We start from the raw sequence: 11,543 nt of genomic DNA, 5'->3' as shown, positions 1-11,543 counted from the left end.
GGCGGGGGGCGCCGCTCCGGCCGGGCCAGCGGTCCCGGAGCGGCGTCTCGTCGAGCCGCAGGCCCCCGCCCGGTCGGGGTCAGTCCGGCTGGCGTTCCGGGTCGGCGTGGTCGGAGCCGGTGTAGTGGGGGTGGTCGGCGAGTGCCTCCCGGAGGAAGGGCATGATGCCGCGTTCCAGGAGGGCGTTCTCCCAGGCGGTTCTGGCTCTGGCTACCTCTTCGGCGGCGGCGTCGCGGGCCCGTGATTCGGGGGAGGAGCCGTTGCGCAGGGCGGTGAGGAGCAGTCCGGCGGCGGCGACGAGGATCGCGGCCACGGCCAGGGCCCCGAACATCCAGCCGGTGGTGAGCATGGTGCCGGCGAGGGACTGGCCGGGGTCCAGGGTTCTCAGGATGTAGCCGATGAGCAGGAATATCACCGCCGCGGTCGCGGACAGGAGCGGCGCCAGGACGGCGACGACCGCGACCGCGCCCGCGCCGTGCGCGGCGGCGAGGTCCGCCGCGGCCGGATCCGGCTCCCCGAGCGCGGCACCGGCCGTACTCGGGGCCTGCTCGGGGTGGCGTAGTTCGTCGCGTATCCGCACATAGCGCTGGTACTCGGTGGCCGCGGCCGCCGTGATGAGCGCGGAGGCGGCGATGGCCATGGTGCGCAGTTGCGCGGGGTTGAGCCGCTGTCCCACGGCGGCCAGTTCCGGTCGGTGCGGTGCGGAGCGCAGAACCTCGTCGAGGAGCCGCTCGAACTCCCGGCGGTCCTCGCTCCGCAGGTGCTGCGGAAGGCTGTTCATGTGCATCCCCCGATGCTCCGTAGGGCTTGGGGCTCGCGCAGCGGCGAGCCGTCGGGTAGAGACGGAGGGGAGCCTGCTACGGGTAAGCCGATGGTAGAGCCGTGACGGCGCGTGGTGACAGGGGATTGCCGGAAATTGCGTCCCGGCCTGCGCGTACTCCGGTGCGACGGGGCCGTACAGGAGAACGGTCAGTGCTCCAGGGGGAGTTGCCTCACCAGCAGCTTTCCGGCCATGGTCACTCCGCCGTCCATGGCGATGGCGAGTCCGTCGGCGTAGACGTGCGGACCCTCGACCACCGGGTCGTCGCTCTCCTCGCCGTCCTCGGAGCCCACTTCGCCCAGCAGGTAGGGGATGGGGCTGTGGCCGTGCACGATCCGGGTGCCGCCGTAGGTGTCCAGCAGGGAGCGCACGGCGTCGGCGCCGCCCTCGTCGCGGAAGGAGAAGCGCTTGGTGAGCTTGCGGAACAGGTCCCAGCACTCGTCCGCGTCATTGCGGGTGAGCCGTTCGCGGACGGTGTCGTTGACGGCCTCGATCGAGTCCCCGTAGTCGAGGTAGGCGGTGGTGTCGGAGTGCACGAGCAGATAGCCGTCGACCTCCTCCAGCGCGTCGAGGCGGGCCATCCACTGGAGATGGTGGTCCTGGAGGCGGTCCATGTCGGTCTTCTGGCCGCCGTTGAGCAGCCAGGCCGCCTGGAAGGTGGCCGTTCCCGCACCGGAGTTGACGGGCGTGTCGCCGAACCGCTTGGCGCCGAGCAGCAGCAGCTCGTGGTTGCCCATGAGGGCCTTGCAGTAGCCGCCGGCCGCGGCCGCCTCGGCGGACAGCCGCATCACCAGGTCGATGACGCCGATGCCGTCCGGGCCGCGGTCGGTGAAGTCGCCGAGGAACCACAGCCGGGTGGTGCCGGCGCACCACTGGCCCGCCTCGTCGATCAGCCCCTGCTCCCGCAGGGCGGCCATCAGCTCGTCGAGATAGCCGTGCACATCGCCGACGACGTAGAGCGGGCCGGGGCCGGCCGCGGGGCCCGCGGCCGGTGCGGCGGGCGCCGTGCCGACGGGGACCTGGACCGTGTCGCCCCGGTGGACGACGGGCAGATCGCGCTGGGTGGGCGTGTAACCGTCGGGGTACGACTCCTCGGCGGGCGGCGCGATCTCGTCCTGCTGGGTGTGGGCGACGTACGGACCGGTCTCGTGCACGTACGCGGGCACCCGGAAGTCGCGCAGCGTCGCCGTCCGCTCCACCTCGGGTCCTTGACCGGCCCCCTGAGTCATCAGACCCCTCCACCATCGCGCCGCATCTGCACCGCTTCGGACTGCCTGGTCGCAGCGGTCCGCGGTGTCGTGGGCCCATCATAGGAATGCGCGTCGCGCCATGTGATGACCCAGGGGTGGTGAATCGGAGCAAGAGTCCGCTTCGCCGTGGCTTTCGTCCCGTTTGTGCAGGTGTTCGCCGGTGGTCGGGGGCCGCCGGCCCGGTGCGGCCCGCGCGGCGTCACCGCCGGAAGGGCTCCGCACCGCCGCCGGGCGGTGACCGCGCCGCCACCGCCCGGCCCGCCCCCTACGCGTCGTCCGGGGTCCGGGGCGGGCTGACCGTCGTGCGCGGGGGCCGCCGCTGGGAGGAGGTGCGCACGATCAGTTCGGTCGGTATCACCTGCTCGACCGGCTGCTCCGACTCCACGCCCTCGATGGCGTCGATGAGCAGCTGGACGACGGCCGTACCGATGCGGCGCGGCTTGAGGGAGAGCGTGGTGACGGGCGGCTCGGTGCTGGCGTACACGGTGGATTCGCTGCAGCACACCAGCAGCAGGTCGTCCGGGACGCGCAGCCCGTAGCGGCGGGCGGCGGCGAGCAGATCGGTGCCGTTGGGGTCGAACAGTCCGTAGACCGCGTCGGGCCGGTCGGGGCGGGCGAGCAGCCGGTCGGCGGCGACGGCGCCCGCGCACGGGTCGTGGGCGGGATAGGACTCGTAGACCGGGTCCTGGCCGACCCGTTCGCACCAGTGCAGATAGGCCGTGGTCGACAGATGGGTGTACGTGTCGGTCGAGGTGCCCGTGAGCAGGCCGATCCGGCGGGCGCCGGCGGCGGCGAGGTGGTCGAGGATGCCGAGGACGGCGGCCTCGTGGTCGTTGTCCACCCAGGCGGTGACCGGGAGCGCGCCGGCCGGGCGGCCGTCGGAGACGACGGGCAGGCCCTGGCGGACGAGCTCGCTCACCACCGGGTCCTGGTCGGAGGGGTCGATGACGACGGTGCCGTCGAGGGCGACGTTGGACCAGACGTCGTGGCGGGAGGTCGCGGGGAGGATGACCAGGGCGTAGCCCCGTGCCAGCGCGGCCGAGGTGGCGGCCCGCGCCATCTCGGCGAAGTACGCGAACTCCGTGAAGGTGAAAGGTTCATCCCCGTACGTGGTCACGGTCAGGCCGATCAGCCCCGACTTGCCGGTACGAAGGGTGCGGGCGGCGGCCGAGGGACGGTACCCCAGCCGGTCGGCGACCTCGCGGACATGGCGGCGGGTGGCGTCCGGGAGCCGGCCCTTGCCGTTGAGGGCGTCGGAGACGGTCGTGATGGAGACCCCGGCGGCGGCGGCCACGTCCCTGATGCCCGCCCGGCCCGGCCGGCTGCCTCGTCGTGAGGTTTCCGCGCGGCTCACCTGGTGCTTCCCTGCTGCTGTCATGGCGAGCCGATAGTAGGGCTCATGCGGTGGGGTAGTGCGGACGCATATGCACGCGTTGACAGGCACGTTTCTGCATGGCGACGATGCGCTAACTGCCTCTGAATCAAAGGAAGTTGGGCGCTTTCTTTGCAAGACATAGCGTAACGGCGCGCATGGGCCTGCCAATGGTCCGATGTTTCGAAGAGGTCTCAACTCACCTGCACGGGGGATGCGCGCTACGGCGCAAGCCACCGGCGCATAGATATATGTGCGACGCGCCCCCTGAATGTTCCGCCTTCGGGGGCGATGCCCGGTGATGCCCTTCTTGTGGTGAGGGGCCCGAGAGCTTTGCCCATGGGCAGTACTCAGGGCAGCCGAATCCTCATATGGTGAGCAGTATTGGAAGCCGGCGGCGTCGACGGTCCGCCGGTGGTCGCGAGGAGGACTGCGGTGAGCGAGACGAGCCCCAAGCTGCGCGCCGAGCTGGAGGGTATCCCCACCTACAAGCCGGGCAAGCCGGCCGCGTCCGAGGGACCGGTCGCCTACAAGCTGTCCTCGAACGAGAACCCGTACCCGCCGCTGCCCGGTGTGCTGGAGAGCGTGACCGCGGCCGCGGCGTCCTTCAACCGCTACCCCGACATGGCCTGTGCCGCTCTGACGGAGGAGCTGGCGGAGCGCTTCGGGGTGCCGGCCTCCCACGTGGCCACCGGCACGGGCTCGGTGGGTGTCGCCCAGCAGCTGATCCAGGCCACCAGCGGCCCCGGCGACGAGGTGATCTACGCCTGGCGGTCCTTCGAGGCGTACCCGATCATCACGCAGATCAGCGGGGCCCGCTCGGTCCAGGTGCCGCTCACGCCCGGCGATGTCCACGACCTGGACGCGATGGCGGAGGCGATCACCGACCGGACGCGGCTGATCTTCGTCTGCAACCCGAACAACCCGACCGGTACCGTGGTGCGGCGGGCCGAGCTGGAGCGCTTCCTGGACCGGGTGCCGAAGGACGTCCTGGTGGTGCTGGACGAGGCCTACCGGGAGTTCATCCGCGACCCCGAGGTGCCCGACGGCGTCGAGCTGTACCGGGAGCGGCCCAACGTCTGCGTCCTGCGGACCTTCTCCAAGGCGTACGGCCTCGCCGGGCTGCGCGTCGGTTTCGCGATCGCCCATGAGCCGGTGGCCGCCGCGCTGCGCAAGACGGCCGTGCCGTTCGGCGTGAGCCAGCTCGCGCAGGAGGCGGCGATCGCCTCGCTGCGGGCCGAGGACGAGCTGCTGGGCCGGGTCGGCTCGCTGGTCTGCGAGCGCAACCGCGTGGTCGACGCGCTGCGTGCGCAGGGCTGGACCGTGCCGGAGACCCAGGCCAACTTCGTGTGGATGCGGCTCGCGGACCGTACGACGGCGTTCGCGCAGGTCTGCGAGGAGCACGGCGTCGTGGTGCGGCCGTTCGCGGGAGAGGGCGCCAGGGTCACCATCGGTGAGGCCGAGGCGAACGACATCTTCCTGAAGGTGGCGGAGGCTTTCCGCAAGGAGCTGTAATCCCGCTCACGAGGCATCTGTCGTCCGCCTCACGAAGCAGCTGTAATCCGGCTCACGCCGGAGACGACCACGGGCACCCGGCTCTGCCGGGTGCCCGTTTCACGTGAAACGGGGCATCAGCGACATATCCGCTGCTCAGGGCGGGGGTTACCCACGGTCCGAAGCTCCATGCCCGCAGGACGTCCCCCTCGGAGGGGCCCCTGGGGGACATCCGGGATCTTGACTTCGGGGCAAGGGAGCGACCCCGGACTTCCTGGCCGAAAACCAGTGCGCCATAATGGCTTGTGAATGTGAACGCGTTCACAAGCGCGTCCCGTTTGCCCCGTTTGTAGGTGACAGACGGGGCGAATCGCCGCAGTACCACGGCGTAGTAAGGAGAGTGACGACGTGGACCTGGCTTTGGCGCCGGAGACGCTGGCGCGCTGGCAGTTCGGCATCACGACCGTCTACCACTTCCTGTTCGTCCCGCTGACGATCTCCCTGGCCGCTCTCACGGCCGGGTTGCAGACGGCCTGGGTGCGCACGGAGAAGGAGAAGTACCTCAGGGCGACGAAGTTCTGGGGCAAGCTCTTTCTGATCAACATCGCGATGGGCGTGGTCACCGGCATCGTGCAGGAGTTTCAGTTCGGCATGAACTGGTCCGACTACTCGCGCTTCGTCGGTGACATCTTCGGCGCCCCGCTCGCCTTCGAGGCGCTGATCGCGTTCTTCTTCGAGTCCACGTTCATCGGGCTGTGGATCTTCGGCTGGGACAAGCTCCCGAAGAGGATCCATCTGGCCTGCATCTGGATGGTCTCGATCGGCACGATCCTGTCGGCGTACTTCATCCTCGCGGCCAACTCCTGGATGCAGCACCCGGTCGGCTACAAGATCGACAAGGCCAAGGGACGCGCCGAGCTCACCGACTTCCTGGCGGTGCTCACCCAGAACACCGCGCTGAGCCAGGCCTTCCACACGCTGACTGCCGCGTTCCTCACCGGTGGCGCCTTCATGGTCGGCATCTCCGCCTACCACCTGGCCCGCAAGAAGCACATCCGCGAGATGAAGACCTCGCTGCGGCTCGGTCTGATCACCGTGGTCATCGCCGGCATGCTCACCGCGGTCAGCGGCGACACTCTCGGCAAGGTCATGTTCAAGCAGCAGCCGATGAAGATGGCCGCCGCCGAGGCGCTGTGGGACGGCCAGAAGCCGGCGCCGTTCTCGATCTTCGCCTACGGCGATGTGGAGAAGGGCCACAACACGGTCGCGATCGAGATACCCGGCCTCCTCTCCTTCCTCGCCAACGACAACTTCTCGTCGGAGGTCCCGGGAATCAACGACGTCAACAAGGCCGAGCAGCAGAAGTTCGGGCCCGGCGACTACCGGCCCAACATCCCCGTGGCCTTCTGGGGCTTCCGCTGGATGATCGGTTTCGGCATGGCGTCCTTCGCCATCGGCCTGGCCGGGCTCTGGCTGACCCGCAAGAAGTTCATGCTGCCGGAGCACCTGCGCGTCGGCGAGGACGAGGTGCCGCACCTGGTGCTGTTCCGCGAGAAGGCGCTCGGTTCCCGGCTGGCGCCCTGGTACTGGCGCATCGCGACCTGGACCATGGCCTTCCCGCTGATCGCCAACTCCTGGGGCTGGATCTTCACCGAGACGGGCCGCCAGCCGTGGGTCGTCTACGGCGTGCTCCAGACCAGGGACGCGGTCTCCCCCGGCGTCTCCCAGGGCGAGGTCCTCACCTCGATGATCGTCTTCACCTCGCTGTACGCGGTCCTCGCGGTGGTCGAGGTCAAGCTGCTCGCGAAGTACATCAAGGCCGGCCCGCCCGAGCTGACCGAGGACGACCTCAACCCGCCCACGAAGATCGGCGGCGACATGCGTGACGCCGACAAGCCGATGGCCTTCTCGTACTAGGCCGAGGGAACAGTCATGGAACTTCACGACGTCTGGTTCGTCCTGATCGCCGTCCTGTGGACCGGCTACTTCTTCCTGGAGGGCTTCGACTTCGGGATCGGCATCCTCACCAAGCTGCTGGCCCGCGACCGGTCCGAGCGCCGGGTGCTCATCAACACCATCGGGCCCGTCTGGGACGGTAACGAGGTGTGGCTGCTCACGGCCGGCGCCGGGACTTTCGCCGCCTTCCCCGAGTGGTACGCCACCCTCTTCTCCGGCTTCTACCTGCCCCTGCTGGCCATCCTGGTCTGCCTGATCGTACGAGGCGTGGCCTTCGAGTACCGGGCGAAGCGGCCCGAGGAGAACTGGCAGCGCAACTGGGAGACGGCGATCTTCTGGACCTCCCTGCTCCCGGCGTTCCTGTGGGGCGTGGCCTTCGGGAACATCGTGCGGGGCGTCAAGATCGACCGGCACTTCGAGTACGTCGGCGGCGTCTGGGACCTGCTCAACCCCTACGCCCTGCTCGGCGGGCTGGTGACGCTCACCCTGTTCGTCTTCCACGGGGCGGTGTTCACCACGCTCAAGACGGTCGGCGACATCCGGGGGCGGGCACGGCGGCTGGCCCTGTGGGCCGGTCTTGTCGCGGCCGTGCTGGCGGCGGGCTTCCTGCTGTGGACGCAGGCCGACAGCGGGGACGGCAAGAGCCTCGTCGCCCTGGTCGCGGCGCTCGTCGCTCTGGTGGGCGCGCTGGTCGCCAACCGACTCGGGCGCGAGGGGTGGGCGTTCGCCCTGTCCGGCCTCACCATCGCGGCAGCCATGGCGATGCTCTTTCTGTCGCTCTTTCCGGACGTCATGCCGTCCACTCTCAACCCGGAGTGGAGCCTGACGGTCAGCAACGCCTCGTCCAGCCCGTACACCCTGAAGATCATGACCTGGCTCGCGGTGATCGCCACCCCGTTCGTCATGCTCTATCAGGGCTGGACCTACTGGGTGTTCCGCAAGCGGATCGGCACGCAGCACATCGCCGAACCCGCACACTGAGTCCGCCGGGGGTGTGTTTCACGTGAAACACACCCTCTGGACCGAAGGGCCTGTTTCACGTGAAACCAGTCGATCCCCGTCTGCTGCGGTATGCCCGCGCCACCCGCTTCTTCCTGGTGGCGGTCGTCGCCCTGGGCGCCGTCGGCGCCGGACTCGTCATCGCCCAGGCGATGCTCATCGCCGAGGTGGTCGTCGGTGCTTTCCGGCACGGGCGCTCCCTCGCCGAACTGACCGGCCCTCTGTTGCTGTTGGTGGCGGTGGCCGCGGGGCGGGCGCTGGTCGCATGGCTCACTGAACGCGCCGCCCACCGGGCGAGCGCGGCGGTGAAGTCGGAGCTGCGGGGCCGGCTGCTGGAGCGGGCGGCGGCGCTCGGTCCCGGCTGGCTCGGCGACCGGCGTACCGGCTCGCTGGTCAACCTGGCCACGCGCGGGGTCGACGCCCTCGACGACTACTTCTCGCGCTATCTGCCGCAGCTGGGGCTCGCGGTGGTGGTGCCGGTGGCGGTGCTGGCGCGGATCGTCACCGAGGACTGGGTGTCGGCGGCGATCATCGTCGGCACCCTGCCCCTCATCCCGCTGTTCATGATGCTGATCGGCTGGGCCACGCAGGCGCGGACGGACCGGCAGTGGCGGCTGCTGTCCCGGCTGTCCGGCCACTTCCTGGACGTGGTCGCGGGGCTGCCCACGCTGAAGGTGTTCGGCCGGGCCAAGGCGCAGGCCGAGTCCATCCGGCGGATCACCGGCGAGTACCGCCAGGCGACCATGCGGACCCTGCGGATCGCCTTCATCTCCTCCTTCGCGCTGGAGCTGCTGGCCACGCTGTCGGTGGCGCTGGTGGCCGTGACGATCGGCATGCGGCTGGTCCACGGCGACATGGATCTGTACATCGGGCTGGTGATCCTGGTGCTGGCGCCGGAGGCGTATCTGCCGCTGCGTCAGGTGGGGGCGCAGTACCACGCGGCGGCGGAGGGGCTGGCCGCCGCGGAGGAGATCTTCGAGGTGCTGGAGACACCGGTGCCGGTGTCCGGGACCCGCGCGGTGCCGTCGGGGGCGGTGGCCTTCGAGTCGGTCACGGTGCGGTACCCCGGACGGTCCGCGGACGCGGTGAGCGAGGTGTCGTTCACCGTCGAGCCCGGCGAGACCGTGGCGCTGGTCGGGCCGAGCGGGGTCGGCAAGACCACGCTCCTGAACGTCCTGCTGGGTTTCGTACGGCCCGCCGCCGGCCGGGTACGGGTCGGCGGTGTCGACCTCGCCGAGCTGGACCTCGCCCAGTGGCGGTCGCGGATCGCCTGGGTGCCGCAGCGGCCGCATCTGTACGCCGGGACGATCGCGGAGAACGTGCGGCTGGCGCGGCCGGACGCGGACGACGGTGCGGTCCGGGCGGCGTTGCGGGACGCGGGGGCGCTGGACTTCGTGGACGCGCTGCCGGAGGGCGCCGGCACGGTGCTCGGGGAGGACGGGGCGGGGCTCTCGGCGGGGCAGCGGCAGCGGCTGGCGTTGGCGCGGGCGTTTCTGTCGGATCGCCCGCTGCTGGTGCTGGACGAGCCGACGGCGGCGTTGGACGGGGTGACCGAGTCGGAGGTCGTCTCGGCGGTGCGGCGGCTCGCAGTGGGCCGCACGGTGCTGGTGGTCGTGCACCGGCCCGCGCTGCTGGAGGTGGCCGACAGGGTTGTACGGCTGGAGCCCGCCGGGCCGGAGCCGACGGGTGCAGGTGGGGACAGCGGGGCCACCGCGCGACGCCACCCCCTGGACCCCCGTCCTCACCCACCCGTCACCCGAGGCCCGGCACCGGAAGGTGACCCCGAGGCACTGGCCGCCGCGCCCCTCGCGCCATCGCCGGTGTCCGGCTCGCCCGAGGCGGCAGACCACACCCGCAGCCCCCTCGGCTGGGTCCGGGGGCTCGCTGGGGCGCGGCGGGGGAGGCTGGTGCTGGCGTTGGTGCTGGGGAGTCTCGCGCTCGCGAGTGCCGTGGGGCTGATGGCGACCTCGGGGTGGCTGATCTCCAGGGCGTCGCAGCAGCCGCCGGTGCTGTACCTGATGGTGGCGGTGACGGCGACGAGGGCGTTCGGGATCGGGCGGGCCGTGTTCCGCTACGCCGAGCGGCTGGTCTCGCACGACGCCGTGCTGCGGATGCTCGCCGACACCCGTGTCGCCGTCTACCGGCGTCTGGAGCGCCTGGCGCCCGCCGGGCTGCGCAACGCCCGCCGCGGGGATCTGCTGACCCGCCTGGTCGCGGATGTGGACGAGCTCCAGGACTACTGGCTGCGCTGGCTGCTGCCCGCCGCCGTCGCCCTGTTCGTCTCCGGCGCGACCGTCGGCTTCACCGCCTGGCTGCTCCCCGAGGCGGGCGCCGCCCTCGCGGTGGGCCTGCTCGCGGCCGGGGCCGGTGTGCCCCTGGTGACCGCGGCCGCGGCCCGGCACACCGAGCGCCGGCTCGCACCCGCCCGCGGTGAACTCGCGACCCGCGTCACCGACCTGCTCACCGGCACCGCCGAGCTGACCGTGGCCGGAGCACTGCCCGCCCGTACCGGCGCGGCCCGGCGGGCGGACGGGGCGCTGACCCGGATCGCCTCCCGCGCCGCCGCCGTCACCGCGCTCGGCGACGGGCTCACCGCGCTGGTCTCGGGCCTGACCGTCACGGCCATGGCGCTGTTCGGCGTCCAGGCGGTGGCGGCGGGGCGGCTCGGTGGCGTCGCGCTGGCCGTCGTCGTCCTCACCCCGCTGGCCGCGTTCGAGGCCGTACTCGGGATGCCGCTCGCCGTCCGCCACCGGCAGCGGGTGCGGCGCAGCGCGGAGCGGGTGCGCGAGGTGCTGGACGCGCCGGAGTCGGTGCGCGAGCCCGAGCGGCCCCGGCCGGCGCCCGCGACCCCGTTCCCGGTCGTCCTCAAGGGGCTGGCCGCGCGGCACGAGGGGCAGCGCGGGGAGGCGCTGGCCGGGCTCGACCTGACGCTGGAGCAGGGCCGCCGGATCGCCGTGGTGGGGGCCTCGGGAGCCGGCAAGACGACCCTCGCCCAGGTGCTGCTGCGCTTCCTCGACCCGTGCTCCGGCTCCTACACCCTCGCCGGTGCGGACACCCGCGAGCTGTCCGGCGACGATGTGCGGCGGCTGGTCGGGCTGTGCGCTCAGGACGCGCACCTCTTCGACAGCTCGGTGCGGGAGAACCTGCTGCTGGCCAGGAAGGACGCGACCGAGGACGAGCTGCGCGGGGCGCTGGCGCGGGCCCGGCTGCTCGACTGGGTGGACGGGCTGCCCGACGGCCTGGACACGCTGGTCGGCGAGCACGGGGCGCGGCTGTCCGGTGGCCAGCGGCAGCGCCTCGCACTGGCTCGCGCGCTGCTCGCCGACTTCCCCGTGCTGGTCCTGGACGAGCCGGCCGAGCACCTGGACCTGCCGACGGCCGACGCCCTCACCGCCGATCTGCTGGCCGCCACCGAGGGCCGTACGACGCTGCTGATCACGCACCGGCTCGCCGGTCTCGACGAGGTGGACGAGGTACTGGTGCTGGACGCGGGCCGCGTCGTCCAGCGGGGCCCCTACGCGGAGCTGGCCGCGGTGGACGGTCCGCTGCGCGCGCTGCTGCACCGCGAGGCGGAGACGGAGTCACTGGTCGGGGCCCGGTGACCCCCGGAGCGCCGCGAAGGGGCCGTCGGCGGACGGGGCGGCCCGACAGA

At 71.5% G+C, this 11,543-nt stretch carries 7 protein-coding genes; 4 read left to right on the top strand and 3 right to left on the bottom strand.

What is annotated here, in order from left to right; all coding sequences use genetic code 11:
• Positions 1-79: 79 nt before the first annotated feature.
• The 3 genes from ACZ7EC_RS14050 to ACZ7EC_RS14040 form a co-directional block, all read right to left on the bottom strand.
• The gene (locus ACZ7EC_RS14050; RefSeq protein ID WP_471062317.1) at positions 80-781 is read right to left on the bottom strand and encodes a hypothetical protein; all 702 of its coding nucleotides are present in this window, start codon (positions 779-781) and stop codon (positions 80-82) included.
• A 188-nt stretch (positions 782-969) separates the two neighbouring features.
• On the bottom strand, positions 970-2,049 hold the full coding sequence (locus ACZ7EC_RS14045; protein WP_471062315.1) for a metallophosphoesterase: 1,080 nt from the start codon (positions 2,047-2,049) through the stop codon (positions 970-972).
• A 286-nt stretch (positions 2,050-2,335) separates the two neighbouring features.
• Entirely contained in the window at positions 2,336-3,448 is a 1,113-nt protein-coding gene (locus tag ACZ7EC_RS14040) for a LacI family DNA-binding transcriptional regulator (protein WP_471062314.1), read from the bottom strand.
• 429 nt (positions 3,449-3,877) lie between these two features.
• Between ACZ7EC_RS14040 and hisC the strand changes: the two genes are divergently transcribed.
• From hisC to cydD, 4 genes are all read left to right on the top strand, one after another.
• Positions 3,878-4,957: a histidinol-phosphate transaminase gene (hisC, locus tag ACZ7EC_RS14035; protein WP_471062313.1), complete on the top strand. Its 1,080-nt coding sequence runs from the start codon at positions 3,878-3,880 to the stop codon at positions 4,955-4,957.
• A 387-nt stretch (positions 4,958-5,344) separates the two neighbouring features.
• The gene (locus ACZ7EC_RS14030; protein WP_471062311.1) at positions 5,345-6,853 is read left to right on the top strand and encodes a cytochrome ubiquinol oxidase subunit I; all 1,509 of its coding nucleotides are present in this window, start codon (positions 5,345-5,347) and stop codon (positions 6,851-6,853) included.
• Between the two features lie 15 nt (positions 6,854-6,868).
• Entirely contained in the window at positions 6,869-7,873 is a 1,005-nt protein-coding gene (gene cydB / locus ACZ7EC_RS14025; protein WP_471062309.1) for a cytochrome d ubiquinol oxidase subunit II, read from the top strand.
• 59 nt (positions 7,874-7,932) lie between these two features.
• On the top strand, positions 7,933-11,493 hold the full coding sequence (gene cydD, locus ACZ7EC_RS14020) for a thiol reductant ABC exporter subunit CydD (protein WP_471062307.1): 3,561 nt from the start codon (positions 7,933-7,935) through the stop codon (positions 11,491-11,493).
• The last annotated feature ends 50 nt before the right edge of the window (positions 11,494-11,543 follow it).

This window comes from Streptomyces sp. NPDC037203 (assembly GCF_055605065.1).
This window is presented reverse-complemented; position numbering and strand designations above follow the sequence as displayed.

Coding starts and splice junctions, on each gene's coding strand:
- ACZ7EC_RS14050 (WP_471062317.1), bottom strand. CDS start 781: ATGAACAGCCTTCCGCAGCACCTGCGGAGCGAGGACCGCCGGGAGTTC.
- ACZ7EC_RS14045 (WP_471062315.1), bottom strand. CDS start 2,049: ATGACTCAGGGGGCCGGTCAAGGACCCGAGGTGGAGCGGACGGCGACG.
- ACZ7EC_RS14040 (WP_471062314.1), bottom strand. CDS start 3,448: ATGACAGCAGCAGGGAAGCACCAGGTGAGCCGCGCGGAAACCTCACGA.
- cydB (WP_471062309.1), top strand. CDS start 6,869: ATGGAACTTCACGACGTCTGGTTCGTCCTGATCGCCGTCCTGTGGACC.